This is a genomic window from Microbulbifer hydrolyticus, from assembly GCF_009931115.1.
Classification (GTDB): Bacteria; Pseudomonadota; Gammaproteobacteria; order Pseudomonadales; family Cellvibrionaceae; genus Microbulbifer; species Microbulbifer hydrolyticus.
Map to the genome: position 1 here is coordinate 2105469 of NZ_CP047491.1, position 19569 is coordinate 2125037.

At 58.4% G+C, this 19569-nt stretch carries 20 protein-coding genes; 14 read left to right on the top strand and 6 right to left on the bottom strand.

All coding sequences use genetic code 11. The annotated features are described in order from the left end of the window. Positions 1–38: 38 nt before the first annotated feature. From modC to modA, 3 genes are read right to left on the bottom strand one after another with little or no spacing between them, the layout of a single operon-like run. Positions 39–1190: a molybdenum ABC transporter ATP-binding protein gene (gene modC, locus GTQ55_RS08860; protein ID WP_161858407.1), complete on the bottom strand. Its 1152-nt coding sequence runs from the start codon at positions 1188–1190 to the stop codon at positions 39–41. Next, a complete protein-coding gene (gene modB, locus GTQ55_RS08865; RefSeq protein ID WP_161858408.1) occupies positions 1180–1872 on the bottom strand; it encodes a molybdate ABC transporter permease subunit in 693 nt (230 codons plus the stop codon). Before modB ends, modC begins: the two co-directional genes overlap by 11 nt. Next, positions 1862–2677 (bottom strand): molybdate ABC transporter substrate-binding protein, encoded by an 816-nt coding sequence (gene modA / locus GTQ55_RS08870; RefSeq protein ID WP_237567620.1) that lies wholly within the window; start codon positions 2675–2677, stop codon positions 1862–1864. The genes modB and modA overlap by 11 nt, the downstream gene beginning before the upstream one ends. Positions 2678–2988: 311 nt before the next feature. Between modA and GTQ55_RS08875 the strand changes: the two genes are divergently transcribed. Both GTQ55_RS08875 and GTQ55_RS08880 read left to right on the top strand, forming a co-directional pair. After that, positions 2989–3630 (top strand): sigma-70 family RNA polymerase sigma factor, encoded by a 642-nt coding sequence (locus GTQ55_RS08875; protein WP_161858410.1) that lies wholly within the window; start codon positions 2989–2991, stop codon positions 3628–3630. Between the two features lie 16 nt (positions 3631–3646). After that, entirely contained in the window at positions 3647–3862 is a 216-nt protein-coding gene (locus GTQ55_RS08880; protein WP_237567920.1) for a zf-HC2 domain-containing protein, read from the top strand. Positions 3863–3879: 17 nt separating this feature from the next. On the opposite strand, the gene GTQ55_RS08885 is transcribed toward GTQ55_RS08880, so the two are convergent. Then, positions 3880–4713 (bottom strand): mechanosensitive ion channel family protein, encoded by an 834-nt coding sequence (locus GTQ55_RS08885; protein WP_237567621.1) that lies wholly within the window; start codon positions 4711–4713, stop codon positions 3880–3882. A gap of 307 nt (positions 4714–5020) precedes the next feature. Between GTQ55_RS08885 and GTQ55_RS08890 the strand changes: the two genes are divergently transcribed. The 12 genes from GTQ55_RS08890 to hypE all read left to right on the top strand — a co-directional run bounded on the left by GTQ55_RS08890 (position 5021) and on the right by hypE (position 15819). Continuing rightward, positions 5021–5554, top strand: a complete 534-nt coding sequence (locus GTQ55_RS08890; RefSeq protein ID WP_161858413.1) for an acyl-CoA thioesterase — start codon at positions 5021–5023, stop codon at positions 5552–5554. 306 nt (positions 5555–5860) lie between these two features. Further along, positions 5861–6982: a 4Fe-4S dicluster domain-containing protein gene (locus GTQ55_RS08895; protein ID WP_161858414.1), complete on the top strand. Its 1122-nt coding sequence runs from the start codon at positions 5861–5863 to the stop codon at positions 6980–6982. Then, on the top strand, positions 6979–7458 hold the full coding sequence (locus tag GTQ55_RS08900; RefSeq protein WP_161858415.1) for a cyclic nucleotide-binding domain-containing protein: 480 nt from the start codon (positions 6979–6981) through the stop codon (positions 7456–7458). Before GTQ55_RS08895 ends, GTQ55_RS08900 begins: the two co-directional genes overlap by 4 nt. Continuing rightward, entirely contained in the window at positions 7458–8267 is an 810-nt protein-coding gene (locus GTQ55_RS08905; RefSeq protein ID WP_161858416.1) for an FAD/NAD(P)-binding protein, read from the top strand. The genes GTQ55_RS08900 and GTQ55_RS08905 overlap by 1 nt, the downstream gene beginning before the upstream one ends. Continuing rightward, a complete protein-coding gene (locus GTQ55_RS08910; RefSeq protein WP_237567622.1) occupies positions 8243–9055 on the top strand; it encodes an NADH-quinone oxidoreductase subunit B family protein in 813 nt (270 codons plus the stop codon). The genes GTQ55_RS08905 and GTQ55_RS08910 overlap by 25 nt, the downstream gene beginning before the upstream one ends. Next, positions 9039–10352, top strand: a complete 1314-nt coding sequence (locus GTQ55_RS08915; RefSeq protein WP_161858418.1) for a Ni/Fe hydrogenase subunit alpha — start codon at positions 9039–9041, stop codon at positions 10350–10352. Before GTQ55_RS08910 ends, GTQ55_RS08915 begins: the two co-directional genes overlap by 17 nt. Positions 10353–10357: 5 nt before the next feature. Then, positions 10358–10870: a hydrogenase maturation protease gene (locus GTQ55_RS08920; RefSeq protein WP_161858419.1), complete on the top strand. Its 513-nt coding sequence runs from the start codon at positions 10358–10360 to the stop codon at positions 10868–10870. Next, the gene (locus GTQ55_RS08925) at positions 10852–11124 is read left to right on the top strand and encodes a hydrogenase/urease maturation nickel metallochaperone HypA (protein ID WP_161858420.1); all 273 of its coding nucleotides are present in this window, start codon (positions 10852–10854) and stop codon (positions 11122–11124) included. The genes GTQ55_RS08920 and GTQ55_RS08925 overlap by 19 nt, the downstream gene beginning before the upstream one ends. Further along, positions 11114–13453: a carbamoyltransferase HypF gene (gene hypF / locus GTQ55_RS08930; RefSeq protein ID WP_161858421.1), complete on the top strand. Its 2340-nt coding sequence runs from the start codon at positions 11114–11116 to the stop codon at positions 13451–13453. The genes GTQ55_RS08925 and hypF overlap by 11 nt, the downstream gene beginning before the upstream one ends. Beyond that, a complete protein-coding gene (locus tag GTQ55_RS08935; RefSeq protein ID WP_161858422.1) occupies positions 13444–13692 on the top strand; it encodes a HypC/HybG/HupF family hydrogenase formation chaperone in 249 nt (82 codons plus the stop codon). Before hypF ends, GTQ55_RS08935 begins: the two co-directional genes overlap by 10 nt. Next, the gene (gene hypD / locus GTQ55_RS08940) at positions 13689–14792 is read left to right on the top strand and encodes a hydrogenase formation protein HypD (protein WP_161858423.1); all 1104 of its coding nucleotides are present in this window, start codon (positions 13689–13691) and stop codon (positions 14790–14792) included. The genes GTQ55_RS08935 and hypD overlap by 4 nt, the downstream gene beginning before the upstream one ends. Continuing rightward, on the top strand, positions 14782–15819 hold the full coding sequence (gene hypE / locus GTQ55_RS08945) for a hydrogenase expression/formation protein HypE (RefSeq protein ID WP_161858424.1): 1038 nt from the start codon (positions 14782–14784) through the stop codon (positions 15817–15819). The genes hypD and hypE overlap by 11 nt, the downstream gene beginning before the upstream one ends. 121 nt (positions 15820–15940) lie before the next feature. Here the strand turns inward: hypE and GTQ55_RS08950 are convergent, their stop codons facing one another. Beyond that, positions 15941–17164, bottom strand: coding sequence for an efflux RND transporter periplasmic adaptor subunit (locus GTQ55_RS08950; protein WP_161858425.1), 1224 nt, complete (start codon positions 17162–17164; stop codon positions 15941–15943). Between the two features lie 24 nt (positions 17165–17188). Beyond that, a complete protein-coding gene (locus tag GTQ55_RS08955; RefSeq protein WP_202620604.1) occupies positions 17189–19564 on the bottom strand; it encodes an ABC transporter permease in 2376 nt (791 codons plus the stop codon). Between the last annotated feature and the right edge of the window lie 5 nt (positions 19565–19569).

A 19569-nucleotide genomic window follows, 5' to 3' on the forward strand; every position in this document is an offset into this window, starting at 1 on the left:
CCGGGCCTCGCGAAAGCAGCCCGGCCTTTTTTTCGCGATCACCTGACGATGGCGACGGATTTGATCTGGGCCCAGAGTTTACTGCCGGCAACGATCGAAAGCTGATGTAACGAACGGCGTGTAATTCGAGCGATCAGGCGGGTTGCAGTGGAGGACGCATTGCCTTCCGAGACGGATTGCGGAACTAAACGCACCAGCACCATCGCCGGATCTCGATCCGGGCTTATCTCCTGTACGACTACCGGCAGCCTGTTGAGGATACTGGACCGCCGGTCTTCGGTCAGGGTGAGACTTATATCCCGGGCGAGTATCCTGATACGGATGGTTTCGCCAACCGTTTCCCCACCGTCACGCAGCCACAGGTCGCCGCCGTCAAACGTGCCCCTCACTAGTTTCCACTGTACGTCGCGCTGCGCAATTTCCGCTTCTACTAACACGCCGAGATCATCCCCCTGCGGTACCGGAAAGTCCTCGCGTGACATCAGCGATGCGGCGTTTCCTTCACTGACAATTTTTCCTTCATCCATCAGCAGAAGGTAGTCCGCCAGACGCGCAATTTCCTCGACCGAATGACTGACATACAGAATGGGGATATCCAGGGCGCGGTGCAATTTCTCAAGATACGGCAGGATTTCCCGCTTGCGCATCGGGTCGAGCGACGCGAGTGGTTCATCCATCAAAAGCAATCTGGGGTTGATGAGCAGGGCCCGCGCAATGGCGACCCGCTGCTGTTCACCGCCGGACAGGGCATCTGGCCGTTGCGTGAGCAAGTGCCCGATACCCATCAGCTCGATGATATCGGCGAACTCGGCTTCTGAAACATCCTGCGCGGCGCGTTTGCGGGCAAACGCCAGGTTGCCCGCGGCACTCAGATGGGGAAAAAGGCTTGGCTGCTGAAACACAAATCCCAGTGGGCGCTGGTGAACTGCCAGTGAGTTCCGGCGGTCCCCTGCAATTTGCCAATGTTGGCCATTGACTGTGAGACTGCCGTTATCACATGCCTGTAACCCCGCAATACACCGAAGCAGGGTGGTCTTGCCGGAGCCGGAGGGCCCGAAAACACCGGTAACCCCGCTACCGGGTAAATCCAGCTGGACATCGAGGGCAAACGGTTCACGCGCACCTTCTGATGGCCGCGGAAGGTAAAAATGGCCTCGAATACCCTTTGCCGCGTTCGAATCAAGCGCCATAACGCAGCCCCACCGCCGACTTGCGCTGCTGCAATAGGTAGAGCGACAGCAAGACCGCAAACGAGAATACAATCATGCTCGCGGACAGCCAGTGTGCCTGAGTGTATTCAAGTGCTTCCACATGATCGTAGATTTGTACGGAAACCACTCGGGTTTCTCCCGGAATATTGCCACCAATCATCAGCACCACGCCGAACTCGCCCACGGTATGCGCAAACCCGAGTACCGCCGCGGTGAGAATACCGGGCTTGGCCAGGGGGAGGGTGACATGCCAGAAAGTGTCCCACGGACTCGAGCGTAACGTGGCCGCCACTTCCGCGGGCCGAGGGCCCTGAGACTCGATCGCGTTTTGAATGGGCTGCACCACAAACGGAAGTGAATAGAGCAGGGAAGCTATCACCAGTCCCCAGAACGTAAAAGGTAATGTGCCCAGCCCAAGCGCCTGGGTAAATTGGCCCATTGGACCGTTCGGGCCCATGAAGATCAGCAGGTAAAACCCGAGCACTGTTGGGGGCAGTACCAGAGGCAACGCGACCAGGGCGCTTACCGGTCCTCTAAGCGCAGAGCGGGTATTTGCCAGCCATAACGCGAGCGGCGTACCGAGTAACAGCAGCAATGCCGTTACCGTGGTGGCGAGACGGAGTGTGAGCCAGATTGCCCCCCAGTCGGTATCACTCAACATGGCTTTTCTCCGCTTTCTCCGCTTTCTCCGCTTTCTCCGCTTTCTCCGGCGAGAAATCGGCGGTGTAACCAAAAGACGCCAGGATTTCCTGCACCTCGGGTCCACTAAAAAACGCCCAGAACTCAGCCAGTGCTGGACTGTCAACACCGCGATTTAGTATCACCGCATCTTGTCGTATTGGACGGTAGAGTGATTGTGGCACTATCCAGGCGGAACCCCTGGATAGCCTGCCGTTGCGCATCAACTGGGATAACGCCACCAGCCCCAGGTCCGCATTGCCAGTCGCGACAAACTGGTAGGTCTGGGAAATGTTCTCACCCTGAACACGACGTGCACGGCTGCTCTGTTCAATACCCAGACTCTGTAGAGCTTCCACGGCTGCGATGCCGTAAGGAGCGAGCCGGGGATTCGCGATCGCGAGCTTTTTGTAGCGCCCTGTGTTCAGCACCGATCCCTGACCATCAACCAGGTCAGCGTGGCTGGACCACAGCACCAATGTGCCGTTGGCATAGGTGAACAGGGTACTGCCTTTTGCCAGTTCCAGCGCTACCAAACGTGACGGTTTCACCTGGTCTGCGGAAAAAAAAGCATCAAACGGCGCACCATGACGGATCTGGGCGAAGAGCTTTCCCGAGGAGCCAGAGGCGAGGTTTACCTTATGCCCCGTGCGCGCCTCAAACTTTGCGGCAATGGCTTGCATGGGTGTGGTGAAATTGGAGGCAACGGCGAGGGTGAATTCTTCGGCGCGCGCTGCGGTCGGTATAAAAAGCGCGAAAAGTCCGCCCACCAGTGCCAAAGCGCTCATCTTCCGGGCGTACCCCTGAAAAGGAAACAGAGCCGGGAAACTGCGAGTATGTTTTTCCATCTGTCTACCAATTGACCACCGACAGGTGCAGTCGCACCCGAAACTGGCTATATGGTTGGCGAAACAGGGCGATTGCGCAACCTGTCTAGCCCCAAAGCAGGCACATGGCTACAAATCCTGTCCATTTACAGAATGGAATGCCGTTGGCTTAATACACTATTTGGTGGAACAGGAGCCGTGTAAGAAAGGCATGCCTGTACCGACTAACCTTCACTGCAGCCATACCGGCCCGCAATGCTGAGCCTAGCGTGATGCCCGAACCCAATGCCACTACTGAAACACCTGATCCCGTCGCTGCTTCGGACTCGCTCTCCGACCCGGACTTTATCGATGGGCTGAGAAGCCAGATGCTGAGATTCGCGCGCCTGCAGCTGCGGGACGATCACCTGGCCGAAGATGCCGTGCAGGAAGCATTGGTCGGCGCATTGAAAAATGCAGGCTCGTTCGCACGCAAATCAGCGCTGCGAACCTGGGTATTTTCTATCCTCAAGCACAAAATCGCAGACAGTTTACGTTACCGCCAGAGGGTGATCGCCAGCAGTGAGCTTGGTGATGGAGAACTGCAGGATCAGGTGTTTATGGATGCACTATTCAAAACTAATGGGCATTGGCACCGCGCCGAGCGCCCCAGTCACTGGACCGGCCCCCAGGGACGTGTACAGAGTGATCATTTCTGGCGGGTGTTCGACGCCTGCCTGAATGGCTTGCCGGAGAGGCAGGCTCAGGTCTTTATGATGCGCGAATTCCTTGAGCTCGGGTCCGACGAGATCTGTCGCCAACTGGCGCTTTCAACCGCCAATCTCCACGTAATTCTGTACAGGGCACGTTTACGCTTGCGGGAATGCCTGGAAAATAGCTGGTTCAATTCGCCCGCAACGGATGTACAGAAGTAGGAGCACATTGCCGATGATGAATTGCAAACAAGCCACTTCATTACTCTCACAGCGTCAGGAAAGACCATTGACACAGGTGGAAAGGCTCAGCCTGCGTTTTCACCTGATGATGTGTAGCGGATGCCGGAATTTCTCCAGACAGATGGAGAGCCTGCGCGCGATGAGCCGAGGCTATGCCAAGGGCGGGGCGTCGACCACGCACGCGGAGAGAGAGCAACGGGATAAACCATGATCGCTCCCTACCGGGATTTACTGTGGGGTTACCGGCTGTTGCGCGGCCTGGCTATCGGGGGCGCCATACCAGAATTGATAGAAATTCTCGGTAACCTTCTGCTCAATATTCGTAGCTTCTTCCCGTGGGCAGAAGAGGGTGATCGTGAGTACATCGTGCCCGAGTTCACTGGTACTGAATTTGATCTTCGGTTCGGTTCCCGCCAGATCTACCCCCATGCGACTCTCAATTAGCTTGCAGTACCGTTCGGCAACTTCCTTGAATGACTCACAGTGCTCCAGCACGCGCTCGGTTATGTAGGGCTTGATCGCAAACGGATTCTCGCCCTTGTTCTCACGCACGATAGTGATGGTGTGCTCGATATAGCGCCGCATAAAGTTCAGGTTTTTTACCGGCTGGGTAAAAAACACATTATTGGGCACAAACAGGGTGGTGCCCGTATAGCCATCCCCCAGGCCGTGGGGATCAATTTCCAGCAGGGTGGTGCTCAGCCAGTTATTGTCGATCACCTCGCCAAACTGGTCACCAATTCTCACCCAGTCACCTATGGTGAAAGAGCGCATACTGGCCTGATAGAGCCCGCCGACCAGGCAGGCAACGACATCGCGCAGTGCGATGACAATGGCCACAGAAAATGCCGCGATGGACAGCGCGAAATCCCGAAGCTCAGACACCCAGATTGCAAACAACCCGATGACGATGAACAGGTTGGTGAAATTGTGCACCATATGTACACGACGACGGATATCCTGACGGGGCCAGCTGGAGCGCCGGAACATCTGTGCCAGCAAAAAGCGAAACAGCAACGCTGCCGCAATCAGCAGCACACTCCAGGCCAGTTTATTCTCCATGAGTTGGCCTAGTACTTGCGTCAGTAGTTCGCTGGTCATCGAGGGCTCGGTAATGCAGTTCAGGGATAGGCTTCGACTTGCCCCATCACGGCTGTACAAGCTCCACGGGACTCACTTGAGTATGGCGCGACGACGAAAGATGGGGGCAATTATGGCGGCAGTGTATCCGAGACGTTGAAATTGCCGCAACCGCTAACTGTCACCCCAAGCCAGAGTCGGATCAATAAGCGTCGGGGTGCCCGACTTGTGGCAAACTGCGTCAGTAGGTACCCGTTGTGTAGTTCAGGCATTTAAAAGGACGGCCTTTATGCAAGACCCCCGCGAACACCAGCTCAGTATGAGCGTCCTGATGACCCCCGATATGGCAAACTTTACCGGCAAGGTGCACGGTGGCGAGCTCCTGTCCTATCTCGACAAGGTGGCATACGCCTGTGCCAGCCGGTATGCCGGGCGGTATGTAGTAACTCTTTCGGTCGATCGGGTCATGTTCCGGCAGGCTATCAAAGTAGGGGAGCTGGTGACATTCCTGGCCTCGATCAATTACACCGGCAACACGTCACTGGAAGTCGGTATCAAGGTTGTTACCGAAGATATCCATACCCGCGTCGTCCGCCATACCAACAGTTGTTACTTCACCATGGTCGCACTGGACGAAAGCGGAAAGCCGACCAGAGTGCCGGCTTTCAAACCGCAGACCGTGGTCGAAAAGCAGCGCTTCGAAGCTGCGATGCTGCGGCGCAAGCTGCTTCATGATCAGGAGGCCGCGCATGAGGCGATCAAGGAAAAGGTGCGCGGTTTTCAGTTTGAGGAAAACGACTCGAACGCAACCGAGAATAAGTAGAGGCGTGCAGCTTCCGGACAAAGAGACGATATTCTCACGCTTGTGTACCTAAGGCCGCTGAATATTCTGTGTTGGCGTAATACGCCAGTTCGGTTACATCTATGACCCCTGGATGTTCAATCTGTCTGTCGGCTATAAATTCTCATTTTGATGTATATCGCTTCGGTAAATGAAATTTGGGCGCTTCGGCGCCCTTTTTTGATAGACCCTGAAATCTGACTAATACTGGTTCGTATGGTTGCATCCGGCCGACCAGACGCGAGTATCGCCATATTCATCGGGAGCCGGCATAGAGCACGCATCAACATGCAAGAGTTTCTGCTGCAGGCAAGCGACCTGGATACACTGATCCAGGCTATTCGCCGCGAAGGGCATCGCTTGCTGGGCCCAGTGCTGCGAGACGGCACAATTGTCTACGATGATGTCACTACCGCCGACGACCTGCCGAAGGGATGGACCGACCGGCAGGAAAAGGCACACTACCGCACACTGCCAAGAGAGGATGGCGCCTATTTCGGGTATGTGGTCGGACCCCACGCCTGGAAGAAATTTCTGCAACTTCCACGCCGACAGATATGGAATGCCCGCCGCAGTGGCGACAACATCCAGATACTGGAAGTGGAAGATCCAGCCCCGCCCATGGCATTCCTCGGGGTGCGCAGTTGTGACCTGCATGCCATCGCCATTCAGGACCGTGTATTTGTCGAAGACGAATACCGGAATGACAGTTATACCCGACGGCGATCCCAGCTCTTTATTGTTGCCGTGAACTGCACATCGTCCGCGCCCACCTGTTTCTGTACCTCGATGAATACCGGTCCGGAGGTCACGCTGCCCACGGATCTGACATTGACGGAAGTCCTCGATGGTGAGCAGCACTTCTTTCTGATCGCGAGCGGATCCGAGCGGGGCGCGCGGATTCTCGCGCAGCTGCCAGTTCGGCCGGCCGGCAGCCAGCAGCGCCAGCAGGCAAGCGACGCCATAGCCAAAACAGCGGCGGAGGTTGCAAAGGGTCCACGCAGTTTTGACAGCGGCGACCTGAAGGAACTGATTTACCGAAATCTGGATAGCCCGTCCTGGGATCAGGTGGCTGAAAGGTGTCTGTCCTGTGCCAATTGCACCATGGCCTGTCCCACCTGTTTCTGCTCAACGGTCGAGGACACTACGGACCTGAGCGGGGACAACGCGCAGCGCTGGGAACGATGGGACTCCTGCTTTACCGGGGACTTCAGCTATATCAGTGGGGGAGCCGTTCGCCCCGATACGCGCTCCCGCTATCGCCAGTGGATGAGCCACAAACTGGCCACCTGGCACGACCAGTTTGACAGCTCCGGGTGTGTGGGCTGTGGACGCTGTATCACCTGGTGTCCAGTCGGCATCGACATAACCGAAGAAGTTCAGCGCATACGGGAGAGTGAAACACGATGAAAAGCATGGCGCAGTTACTGCGAGAACATCCCTTTTTTGAGGGAATTGACGATGAGCATATGACGTTCATAGCCGGATGCGGAGAAAATCGGATTTTTACCGCTGGCGACTATATCGCACGGGAAAATGCGCCTGCCGATCAGTTTTTTGTGATCCGCGACGGGCAGGTGGCGGTGGAATCCTACGTGCCCAATCACGGCGCCCTTTGCCTGCAGACCCTGGGCAGCGGCGACGTCTTTGGTTGGTCCTGGTTGTTTCCGCCCTATCTCTGGACCTTCGACGCCCACGCTCTGGACGAGGTACACGCGATCCAGCTGGATGGAAAATGTATCAGGGACAAATGTGAGGCAGATCCCGAATTTGGCTACGTGCTGATGAAGCGTTTTGCAAGGATCGTGACCGATCGGCTACGGGCCACCCGCGTACAGTTGATGGATGTGTACGGCCAACAGCGGCCCCCACTGGATCGAGGCTGATGATTCCCGTCATCTATCGCGTGGATCGCCGTGAAGAGGAGTTTGCAGGCACCTTTACCTTGGCGATCAGCAAAGTCACTGCGGGCACACCGCCAGGGTTCGCCCCCGGCGAGTTCAACATGCTGTACGTATTTGGCACCGGGGAAGTACCAATTTCCATGAGTGGCGCAGTCAACGAACGGAACAGCTACGTGCATACAATTCGCATCCAGGGTATGACCACCCAGGCCCTGGCCAGGCTAAAGAAAGGTGATCAGATTGGCGTTAGGGGCCCGTTTGGCCGGGGTTGGCCACTGGATAAACTGCGCGGTAAGGATCTGCTGATAATTGCCGGTGGGCTCGGGTTGGCCCCACTGCGCCCGGTAATTTACGAATACCTGAATCACAACCTGCCACTACGTAATATCCAGTTGTTTTATGGGGCGCGCACACCGCAGGAAAGGCTGTACCCGGATGAACTTGCGCAATGGTCACAGGCAATGAATGTGGTGCAATCTGTTGATCGAGCGGATTCAGGCTGGCAAGGCCGGGTTGGTGTCATCACCGCGGCGCTCGATTCAGCGCAGATCGATACGCACGACACCGTGGCACTGGTGTGTGGGCCGGAAATCATGATGCGGTTTTCTATCCATACGCTCCTCGGCAGGAAGTTGCCAGCTTCGTCCATTTACCTGTCGATGGAGCGCAACATGAAATGTGCCATCGGACACTGCGGGCACTGCCAATGGGGGCCGAACTTTATCTGCAAGGACGGGCCGGTATTCTGTTACGGGGAGGTTCAGGATTGGTTTCAGATTCGCGCACTGTAAAACTCCGCCCCAAGCTCGCAGTGTGGAAATTTGCCTCCTGCGACGGCTGCCAACTAAGCCTGCTGGACTGCGAGGACGAGTTACTGCAGCTCGCCGATACCGTTGAGATTGCCTACTTTATGGAGGCGAGCAGCACGCAGATGGAGGGTCCCTATGATCTGTCACTGGTTGAGGGCTCCATTACCACCGCCGAAGATGCGCGCCGTATCCGTGATGTGCGCGCCCAGTCCCGCGCCCTGGTGACCATCGGTGCATGTGCTACCGCCGGGGGGATCCAGGCGTTGCGCAACTTTGCCGATGTCGACGCGTTTACCGCTATCGTGTACGCGGAACCGTCGTATATCGACACCCTGACAACCTCCACACCCATCAGCGCGCACGTTCCCGTGGATTTCGAACTGCATGGCTGCCCGATCAACAAGCAACAGCTGCTGGAGGTGATCAGTGCGTTTGTACATCGGCGGCCCCCGCAGGTTCCGCCACACTCGGTTTGTGTGGAATGCAAGCTCCGCGGCACCGTGTGTGTCTGGGTGGCCCATGGCACACCGTGCATGGGCCCGGTCACCCACGCCGGATGTGGAGCCATCTGCCCGAGCTACAATCGCGGCTGCTATGCCTGCTACGGCCCCAAGGAGAACCCTAATACCGAATCGCTCGTGCATTGGTGGGAGCAGGAGCTGGGTGCGGAGCGCATCACCGTGATTGAAAACCTGCGCAATTTCAATGCCGCGGCACCGGTATTCGATGACGCCAGCCGCCGATTGGAGCGGGATGATGACAAAAAGTAAAACGATCAAGGTCGACTACCTGGCGCGCGTGGAAGGGGAAGGGGCCCTGTATATCCGCTACGACGATGGCGGCGTTCATGATGTAAAGCTGAAAATTTTTGAGCCGCCGCGATTTTTTGAAGCTTTTATGCGCGGGCGTGATTACCTGGAAGCGCCGGATATTACCGCTCGCATTTGTGGTATATGCCCGGTGGCTTACCAGATGAGTGCGTTACACGCGATGGAAAACGCACTGGGACTGGAACCCACGCCAGAATTGCACGCGTTGCGCCGGCTGATTTACTGCGGCGAATGGATCGAGAGCCATACCCTGCATATTTACATGTTGCACGCACCGGATTTTCTCGGTTACCCGAGTGCCGTGGATATGGCAAAGGACCACCCGGAAATTGTCCAGGATGGACTGCAGATCAAGAAGGCCGGCAACGCCATTGTGCAGTTGCTCGGGGGCAGGGAAGTGCATCCCATCAACGTACGTGTGGGTGGCTTCTACCGGGTACCGACGGCCACAGAACTACAACCCCTCCGACAGCAGCTGTTGCAGGCTCGTGATATGGCCATTGAAACGGTGCGCTGGGCGGCATCGTTACCGTTTCCTGCGTTCGAGCGCAGTGCTGCGCAGTCCTATGAATTCGTCGCACTGTCGGACCCGCATGAATATCCGATGAACCGGGGGCGTATCGCCTCCAGCCGGGGGCTGGACATTGCCGCCAGCGACTACGACAGTCACTTCCGCGAAGAGCATGTGCCGTATACCAACGCTTTGCACAGTGTGCTGGTAGAGCGGGGTGCCTATCTGGTTGGACCGATGGCTCGATACAACCTGAACTACGCCTGTCTGTCGCCACTGGTACGGCAGGTCGCCGAAGACGTCGGCTTTCCCCCGTTCTGTGCCAATCCTTTCCGCAGCATCGTGGTACGTGCCATCGAGGTGCTCTATGCATTTGACGAGGCGGTGCGGATCATTGACCACTATACAGCGCCGGAAAGCCCCTACCTGGAGATGAGCCCACGCGCGGCCACTGGCTGTGCCGCCACCGAAGCGCCGCGGGGTCTGCTATACCACCGCTACAGCCTGGATGACCGCGGCAAAATCACCGATGCACGAATAGTGCCCCCTACCTCCCAGAACCAGAAGACCATCGAAGATGACTTGCGTCATATGTTGCCCAAGTACATGCATCTGCGCGAAGACAAACTACAGGCCCAGTGCGAGCAGGCGATCCGCAACTACGATCCGTGCATCTCGTGTGCGACGCACTTTCTCAAGTTGCATATGGACGAGGTGCAAAGGTAAGCGTAATGCAGACGTCGCCATCACAATCTGCGATTACGGACTGGGTTGTGATCAGCCTCGGGCACCGCTTTCGCGGGGATGACGGTGTTGGGCCTTATCTGCTGGAGCGCCTGCGCAGCCGGGAAGATTGCGCGGTCACCTGTATCGAAAACACCGGCGATATGACCCGGCTGCTGGAAGACTGGCGCGGACGTCGGGTATGCCTGGTGGATGCGGTATGTGACGACACCCGGGAGGTGGGGGAGATTTTGTGGCTGGACGGACTGGCGGAGGCCCTGCCAGACAGCGCCAGTACCACCTCGAGCCACGGCCTCAATCTGGGTGAAGCGCTGGCACTGGGGCGCATCATGGATGCTCTGCCACTGGAATTGAGAATCTGTGCCATCTGCGGGGGAAACTTTTCCAGCAGCACCGAATTGTCACCACCCGTTGCCCGTGCCGTAGCAGGCGCCGAACAGAAAATTTTGCAACATCTTATTGCGCAGACAGGAGGTCCGCCATGCACGAACAATCCCTGATCAGAAATCTGGTGGATAAAATCTACTCGCTGGCGGGCGCTGAGCGCGGCCGTCTTATAGCCGCAAGACTGCGACTGGGTGCGCTCGCGCATATATCGGCGGAGCACCTGCGAGAACACTTTGAACAGGAAACCAGTGGTACGCCGCTGGAGGGGCTGCGGCTGCTTATCGAAGAGCACACCGACATCCATCATGCCGAAGCCCAGGAGATCATTCTCGATAGCCTCGAGTTTGAAGAGCGCGATGAGCACTGAACAATGTGCGCGCAAGCAATTCGAGATTGCCGGTGTGGTGCAGGGGGTCGGCTTCCGTCCATTTGTTTACCGCCTTGCACAGGATTGTGAACTGACCGGTTGGGTAGCCAATAACTCGAACGGCGTCTATATCGAAGTGCAGGGCACCGCGGACCAACTGGAACAGTTTACCCAGAGGCTACGCAGAGAGCGGCCGCCACAATCGCGTATCGACAGACTCACCAGCGCCAGTATTCGGCCACAGAGCGAATCCACGTTCGTTATCCGGGAAAGTATTGCCACCCCCGAAGCAAACGGCATCGTTATGCCTGACCTCGCACCGTGCGGCGAGTGCCTGCGTGAATTGTCGGACCCCACAGATCGACGCTATCGGTATCCGTTTATCAACTGCACCCAGTGCGGCCCTCGCTACAGTATTTCCGAGGGGCTACCCTACGACCGCGCCAACACGGCCATGCGCCATTTCACTCTGTGTGAATCCTGTGAGCGCGAATATCGGGATCCCCTGGATCGGCGCTTTCATGCGGAACCGAATGCCTGCCCGGCGTGTGGTCCGCAACTGCAGTTGTGCGACAGTGCCGGCAATTGCCTCGCCACCGGTGATGAGGCCTTGCAGCAGGCGGTTGCCGATATCGATGCCGGTAAAACAGTCGCCCTCAAAGGCGTGGGCGGTTTTCAGTTACTGGCCGACGCGTCCAGCACCCCCGCAGTACTGAAGTTGAGAAGCAGAAAGCACCGCTCGCACAAACCATTTGCGTTGCTATTCCCTAATATGGATATGGTGCGCGAGTACTGCGCGCTGACACAGCAGGAGGAACGTCTGCTGTGTGCGCCGCAGAGACCGATCGTACTTGTACAGCAGCGCGAGCCGGCCCATCCGGCGCTATCCCCTCAAGTCTCCCCCCGCAATCCGGATCTGGGGATCATGCTCCCGGCATCGCCGTTACACCAACTGCTGATTGAGGCACTGCAGCGCCCGATCGTGGCCACCAGTGGAAACCTTTCCGGCGAGCCTATCTGCACGGAAAACAGCGAGGCTCGCATACGCCTGAGCGGCATTGCCGACTGCTTTTTACTACACGATCGCCCCATATCGCGCCCGCTGGATGATTCGGTACTGCGTGTAATGGACGGAAAACCGGTGATGCTTCGCCGTGCACGGGGCTATGCGCCAGTGCCGCACGTCTTGCCACAGGTCTTGTCGGAACGGGCGTCCGGGTCCTGCGACATGATCGCCCTCGGCGCAGACTTCAAAAACAGCGTGGCGCTTGCACGCAATACCACGGTGTTTGCGAGCCCGCATATAGGTGACCTGGAGAGCCCGGTCGCGCTGGAAGTATTCGAACGCGCAATCAGTGACTTTCAGTCGTTCTACCAGGCAAAGCCACATCGCCTGCTGTGTGATGCACACCCGGGCTATGTCTCAAGCCGGTGGGCGAAGAACCGTCGCACCGAAGTCATACGCATACAACATCACATCGCGCATTTTTTTTCCTGTATGGCGGAGCATGGGCACCGGCAATCCGCGCTGGGGATATGCTGGGACGGTACCGGCTACGGAACTGACGGCACCGTATGGGGCGGTGAATTCCTGCGCTGGGATGGCGGCGCGAAGATTCAGCGCATTGCCAGCCTGAAAAGCTTTGCGTTACCAGGCGGCGAACGCGCGGTACGCGATCCGTACCGCTGTGCAGCGGGGCTGCTTTACGAGCTCCACGGCAAAGACGCGCTGCAACTCCCGGTGCTGCGGGATCGATTCTCTCGGCAAGAAATCGGGTATCTGGCGAGGATGTTGGAGACAGACCTGAATAGCCCGTGTTGTACCAGCGCGGGACGCCTGTTTGACGCAGTCGCAGCACTGCTCGGCCTGTGCGATGAAATGACCTTCGAGGGACAGGCGGCCATGGCGGTGGAGTACGCAGCACGAGGCGGGGAGTCTCCAGACAACTACCCGTTCAGACTTACTCATGACGGAGACCGCTGGATCGTCGATTGGCGGCCTGCCATCAAAGCCCTGATAGAGGAGGGCGCGGATGGCGCCCCTGTGGCGGAGCGCGCGGCAAAGTTTCACAACACGCTGGTTGAAATGCTCTGTGCGGTGGCCGCAACGGCCGGTGAGGAGCATGTATTTCTCTCGGGCGGGGTATTCCAGAATTGTCGACTGACGGAAGCCGCCGCGTCGAAGTTGCGGCAACAGGGTTTCCAGGCGCACAGCCATGGCAGCGTGCCGCCAAATGATGGCGGCATTGCTCTCGGCCAGATCTATTACGCACGCTGTATGGCAGCAAGCGGTGTGCTGACAGAGGAGGGGGGTTCCTTATGTGTCTAGCCGTTCCCGGTCGGGTGGAGGAGTTTCTCAATGATTCACCGCTCGAGCGCAGTGCGCATGTGAGTTTCGGTGGTATCCGCAAGGTGATCAATCTCGCCTTCGTGCCGGAAGTGGCTGTCGGCGACTACGTCATTGTCCATGTCGGCTTCGCCATCAGCCGGATTGACGAGGCACAGGCACAACAGATATTCCGCGATCTCGATCAGATTGGTGAGCAGCGGAGGGCCGCAGAACAATGAAATACGTGAACGAATACCGGCAGAAACCGGCAATCGACAAAATTGCCGGGGAGATCGCTCGCATTACCACGCGGCCGTGGACCATCATGGAGGTCTGTGGTGGGCAAACTCATGCCATCGTTAAGTACGGGTTACAGCAGTTTTTGCCAGAATCGGTTGAGCTGGTACACGGGCCCGGTTGTCCGGTTTGTGTCACCTCGCTGGAGATCATCGACAAGGCCATTGCCATCGCTGGCCGTCCTGACGTTATTTTCTGTTCCTTCGGGGATATGCTGCGGGTGCCCGGCAGCCACCGGGATCTGCTCTCGGTGAAGGCCGCTGGCGGAGATGTTCGTGCGGTCTACTCGCCGCTACACGCCGTGGAACTGGCGGAGCAAAACCCGGAAAGGGAAGTCGTTTTTTTTGCAATAGGCTTCGAGACCACCGCCCCGGCAAATGCCATGGCCGTATTCCTGGCCCGGCAGAAACGGTTACGTAATTTTTCTGTGCTGGTTTCCCACTTCCTTGTTCCTCCCGCCATCGAGACCATCTGTTCTGCCACGGGCAACCGCGTGCAAGGGTTCCTCGCTGCCGGCCATGTGTGCGCGGTGACCGGCTATGCCCAGTACCATGCGCTCGCGCAAAAATACCGTATTCCGCTGGTGGTCACCGGATTCGAGCCGCTGGATGTACTTGAGGGCGTGCTGATGTGCGTGCGCCAGCTGGAGCGGGGCCGCTGTACGGTTGAAAACCAGTACCGCCGTGCCGTACAGCAACAGGGCAATATCCCTGCGCAGCAATTGCTGAAAGAGGTATTCGAAGTGTCCGCCCAAACCTGGCGGGGTGTAGGAACGATCGAAGCCAGTGGCCTGCGATTGCGCCGGGCATTTTCCACGTTTGATGCGGCGCGCAAGTTCGAGCTCGCGCTGGAATCAGCGCCCGAAGACAATGGATGTATCAGTGGCGAGATCATGCAGGGCCGCAAAAAACCTGCCGACTGCCCGCACTTCGGCCGCGCCTGCAACCCCCAGCGGCCCCTGGGCGCACCCATGGTCTCCTCGGAAGGTGCCTGTGCCGCCTACTACCGCTACAACCGGCTGGTGACTGACAATGAATATTGAATGCCCCATCCCTGTAGAAACCGATGAACTTGTACGACTTGGGCATGGCAGCGGTGGTGAACTGAGCCAGCAACTACTGCAAAAACACATATTCCCGTATTTCAACAATCCGTGGGTAGCCGAGGGGCGCGACAGTTCGGTGCTCCCGCTGGGCGACCAGCAGCTGGTATTCACCACCGACTCGTATGTCGTCACGCCGCTGTTTTTTCCCGGCGGCGACATCGGCAAACTCGCGGTCTACGGAACCGTCAACGACCTCGCAATGAGTGGCGCCAGGCCGCTCTATCTGAGCTGCAGCCTGATTCTTGAGGAAGGCCTGCCGATGGAGACCCTCGACAGGGTAATGGCTTCCATGGGCGAAGCGGCGGCCGAGGTGGGCGTGGCGCTGGTGACCGGCGATACCAAAGTTGTGGAGCGGGGCAAGGGTGACGGACTGTATATCAATACGTCCGGGATCGGCATGCTGGAGCAGCCACTGCAGATTGGGCCCGGTCAGATCCAACCGGGTGACCGGATCCTGCTGTCCGGCGATATCGGGCGGCATGGTATGACCATCATGGCAACCCGGGAGGGGCTGGAATTCGAAAGCCCGCTGCAAAGTGACTGCGCGCCGTTACACGGCGCCGTCGCAAAACTGTTGAACGCAGGCATTGTCGTGCACTGCCTGCGCGACCTCACTCGCGGTGGTCTGGCGACCGTACTGGTGGAGCTGGCGGAGAGTTCGGGGTACCAGTTGCTGGCACGGGAAGACGACATTCCGGTGTGCACGCCGGTGCAGGGCGCCTGTGAGATTTTGGGCCTGGATCCGCTGTATGTGGCCAATGAAGGCCGATTTATCGCCTTTGTTCCGGAACAAGACGCAGCACGTGCGCAATCAATCCTGTGCGGGTGCCCTGTGTCGGAAGGTTGCCAGGTTATTGGCGAAGTGCGCAATGTCGCGCGACCACAGGCGGTCCTGGAGAATGCACTGGGGTATGAGCGGTTGCTGGACAGGCTTCCCGGGGAGCAGTTGCCGCGGATATGCTGATTGCCCGTTTCACTCCGGGTGAGTGCGTGAGCCTGCCTGCAGGTCACCAGGCCTCCGCACTCGGCTGACGGTGCCCGTATTCGACAGCGGAATCCGCAGTTTCAAACGGGGTCAAAGGGGATCAAAGGGTGCGCCGCGTCACTTTAACCCCGTCTGTGATTCTCTCACTGGGGTGCAGGACGATGGCCTCTCCGGGCTCCACCCCATCGAGAATTTCCGCCACGCGACCGTTGTTGTGTCCGACTGTCACTTCGGTGCGCACAGCGCGGTCGCCGATGATCCTGAACACGGCCCAGGCTTGCTGATGGCGGAACAGGGCGCCGGTGGGCACCTGAACCACATTGTCTGCGCGCCATATCTCAATGGCGGCATCCACCCGGTAGCCATGCCCCAGACGCGACCAGGTTTCTTTCGAATCGATAAAATCGACGATCACGTTGACCCGCTGTTCCTCGATACCGAGTGCCGAAATCTTGGTAAAGCCGAAGGGTTCCACAAGACGTACACGACCATTCAGCGGCTTGTCGCCGCCCCAGTGGGTAATATTCACTGGCGCCCCCGCGTCGACTTTTACCGCGTCCCGGGACAGCAGGTCGATGACGATTTCCAGTTGCCCCGGGTTGCCGATTTCCAGCAACGGCGTGCCGGCTACCACCACCCGTTCGCTTTCCTGTAACAGCCGAAGTACGCGGCCCCCCACCGGCGCCGTTACTTCCACCAGGTTGCCATCGTCCACTTTCGGGGTGCCTCGTGCCGGCTTAATCAATGCGGCGCGCGCATTGTCCAGTTGACCCTGGCTTACCCGCTCTGCGGCACGTGCGGTATCCAGCGCGGCCTCGGCGCTGTCCAGGGCCAGCTCCGCGCGCTCGAGCGCGACCTTGGATAGATGGCCTTTTCTGGCGAGCGCCCGCGCGCGCTTGGCATCAGACTCGGCAAAGGCCAGTTGCGCTTGCGCATCGTGACGCTCGGCGGTGGAGAGCTTCACTGCTGCCTCGGCACTGCGGATGGCGGCTTCCGCCTGACTGCGGCTGCGCTCATCGAGAAACTGCGGGTGCGTTGGAAGAAGCTCGGCAAGTTTGCTGGTGTCGGCCGTTACCGTATCGCCCACTTCACTCTGAATCCGCAGCAGGTAGCCGGTCACCGGTGCCGACACCACAAACACGTCGTGCACGCGGGTGTAACCCTCGTCTGTCACCGCGACCTGCATGGGTCCGCGGGTTACCTCTGCCATATCTACCGGTACCGGTTGCGGGAGAAATGCGTAGACAAAAAACGCCAATACGCCCGCGAGCATGCCGGCGCCCACGATGCGTTTGAACAATTTCCGTCCCGTATTTCTCGCCATAGGACTTCCTATATTACCCCTGTATCACTCACGGGTTTTCAGGACCGCGATCAGGTCCAGCTGCTGGATACGTCGATGCACCAGAATACCCGAGGCGAGTGCGGACAGCATCACCACCAGTGCGGCGTAGCCATACGTGGAGGGATTGATGATCAGGGGAATGCGGAATAGCTCGGTATCGAATGACTGTACCAGGGTCCAGGCCAGCAGGTAACCGAGCAGGGCCCCGAGGGGCAGTGCCAGCAAGGTGAGAAGGGCGAGTTCGCCAAGCAATATATAGGAAACTTCCCCGCGGGTGAGCCCAAGTACCCGCAGGCTGGCCAGTTCACGGCCGCGCTCTGACAGGGATATGCGCGCGCTGTTATACACGACCCCGAGGGCGATCAGCCCCGCAAACAGGGTGTTGAAAAATACGAAGGTGCCGAGGCTCTCCTGCAGGGTATCGTAAAAGGCATTCTGGGCCTGCTCCTGCAGGCTGACGCCGGCGACTACCGGAGTATTTTTCAGGGCGTGGTAAAACGCATCGGTATGCGCCGGGTCCACCAGCAGGTAGCTGCCGGAAATCACGGTGTCTTCCCGCAGTATCCGATTCATAAATGCCAGATCCATGTAGGCTGCCGTACCCATATAGGTTTTTACGATACCGCTCACTGGCACGTCCAGTTCCGGGCGCCGTCCGGTGCGAATTTCAAGCCGAAGCAATTCACCGGTGTGAATGTCCAGCAGCTCCGCCAGTTTGTCCGACAACACGATGCCGGAGCGGGGCAGGACAACCGGCTGTAACCGGGTGTCGACCACTCGGCTCAGTTCCGCATCCGGTTGCAGGCCGATGATGGCCTCGCGGCGAGTGCGGGTACCGTTGCGCAGCACCGCGGGAATGGCGCGGAAGGGCTCCGCACTCATGGCACCGGGCGCGTGCAATACATCCTGAATCGCGCGGATGTTGCGCGGCTCCACGAAGTTCACCGTCACGTCCTGACGGTCGATGACGTTGAAACTGATGTCTACCATGTACATCATCGCATCCAGGGAGAAACTCGAACCGATCAGCAGCCCCATGGCCATGCCGATTCCGGTGGTGGTCATCGCGGCGCGCCTTGGCCACCGGTACAGGTGCCTGATGATCATCCGTGACGGCTGGTCAATGCCCCGGATCAAGCGCTCGAGCCCGCGGAAAGAGCGACTGTAATCCGGCGGTGGCGGCGGCACCATCGCCACCGCCGGGTCCAGACGCACCACCCTGCGCAGCGCGCCAAACGTGCCGACGGCCGCCACCAGCAGGCTGAAGCCGATAGCCACAAGATAGACGTCTGGCGGCGCGCTAAACAGCAGAAAGGGAAACTTGAAGTAATCCATATACATACGCGCCAGCCCATGGCCAAGCCACAATCCCAGTGCGATGCCGATAACAATCCCGAGGACGGTGATGGCGCCAATCATTTTAAGATAGTGCCTGGCCACGTCCCGGTTGCCATAGCCAAATGCTTTCAGCAGGCCTATCTGTTCCCGCTCGGTATCGACGAGACGTCCGATCACCACATTCAGCAGGAATGCCGCCACCAGTAAAAAGATGGGAGGCAGCAGCCGTCCCATGGTTTCGAGTTGTTGAATTTCATTGCTGAGAAACTGATCGGAAATCTGCTGCTCGCGGCCGTAGGCGCCGGTAGCGCCATAGCGTTTCAACAGCTGATCCAGTTGCTCCAGCAGCGCTTCTTCATACTCGCTGCCGGACGTGAGCAGCACCGCTTCGTTGAACGCCCCGTCCAGATCAAACGCATGCCCCAGAGCTTCCCGGTGCATCCATAAAACCCCAAAACGCTTTTTGTCCGGTACGATTTCCCCGGGTGAAATGGCGTACACATACTCCGGTGCCAGCGCCACGCCGGTCACGGTGAGCTTTTTCTTCGTGCCATTGAGGATGGCGTACAGGTGATCTCCCGGAACCAGTTCATGGGCTTCGGCGAAGGCCTCGAGTGCCAGTACCTCCTCTTCCCGCACCGGGTCGGGATAGCGCCCACGCCGCAACACAAAATCATTGATATGGGGGCCGCGGATCGCGGGCAGGGACTGGATCTCGCCGGTGATGGGCGCGGCGGCGCCCTCGACATCGAGAATCACGCCAGCGCGAATGCGCGTTTCCGCACGGCGCACCCCGGGCAGTTCAGTGATCTGCTCCAGCAGGGCATCGGGGGCGCGTTTCACCGGGGCCCACACATCGGCGAAGCGGTAGCGCTCGTAGTAGGCCGCACGAGTATCGGCGAGAGAGACGAGCATGCCTTTCGACATCAGGTACATTCCAACGCCACAGCCGATTACCACCGCAATCGCGAGAGCCTGGCCCTTGATGGCCCAGAGGTCGCGCAGCAGTTTGCGGTCGAGTGGGGAGAAAAGCTCGATCACCGCAG

Coding starts and splice junctions, on each gene's coding strand:
- modC (WP_161858407.1), bottom strand. CDS start 1,190: ATGGCGCTTGATTCGAACGCGGCAAAGGGTATTCGAGGCCATTTTTAC.
- modB (WP_161858408.1), bottom strand. CDS start 1,872: ATGTTGAGTGATACCGACTGGGGGGCAATCTGGCTCACACTCCGTCTC.
- modA (WP_237567620.1), bottom strand. CDS start 2,677: ATGAGCGCTTTGGCACTGGTGGGCGGACTTTTCGCGCTTTTTATACCG.
- GTQ55_RS08875 (WP_161858410.1), top strand. CDS start 2,989: ATGCCCGAACCCAATGCCACTACTGAAACACCTGATCCCGTCGCTGCT.
- GTQ55_RS08880 (WP_237567920.1), top strand. CDS start 3,647: ATGAATTGCAAACAAGCCACTTCATTACTCTCACAGCGTCAGGAAAGA.
- GTQ55_RS08885 (WP_237567621.1), bottom strand. CDS start 4,713: ATGGAGAATAAACTGGCCTGGAGTGTGCTGCTGATTGCGGCAGCGTTG.
- GTQ55_RS08890 (WP_161858413.1), top strand. CDS start 5,021: ATGCAAGACCCCCGCGAACACCAGCTCAGTATGAGCGTCCTGATGACC.
- GTQ55_RS08895 (WP_161858414.1), top strand. CDS start 5,861: ATGCAAGAGTTTCTGCTGCAGGCAAGCGACCTGGATACACTGATCCAG.
- GTQ55_RS08900 (WP_161858415.1), top strand. CDS start 6,979: ATGAAAAGCATGGCGCAGTTACTGCGAGAACATCCCTTTTTTGAGGGA.
- GTQ55_RS08905 (WP_161858416.1), top strand. CDS start 7,458: ATGATTCCCGTCATCTATCGCGTGGATCGCCGTGAAGAGGAGTTTGCA.
- GTQ55_RS08915 (WP_161858418.1), top strand. CDS start 9,039: ATGATGACAAAAAGTAAAACGATCAAGGTCGACTACCTGGCGCGCGTG.
- GTQ55_RS08920 (WP_161858419.1), top strand. CDS start 10,358: ATGCAGACGTCGCCATCACAATCTGCGATTACGGACTGGGTTGTGATC.
- GTQ55_RS08925 (WP_161858420.1), top strand. CDS start 10,852: ATGCACGAACAATCCCTGATCAGAAATCTGGTGGATAAAATCTACTCG.
- hypF (WP_161858421.1), top strand. CDS start 11,114: ATGAGCACTGAACAATGTGCGCGCAAGCAATTCGAGATTGCCGGTGTG.
- GTQ55_RS08935 (WP_161858422.1), top strand. CDS start 13,444: ATGTGTCTAGCCGTTCCCGGTCGGGTGGAGGAGTTTCTCAATGATTCA.
- hypD (WP_161858423.1), top strand. CDS start 13,689: ATGAAATACGTGAACGAATACCGGCAGAAACCGGCAATCGACAAAATT.
- hypE (WP_161858424.1), top strand. CDS start 14,782: ATGAATATTGAATGCCCCATCCCTGTAGAAACCGATGAACTTGTACGA.
- GTQ55_RS08950 (WP_161858425.1), bottom strand. CDS start 17,164: ATGGCGAGAAATACGGGACGGAAATTGTTCAAACGCATCGTGGGCGCC.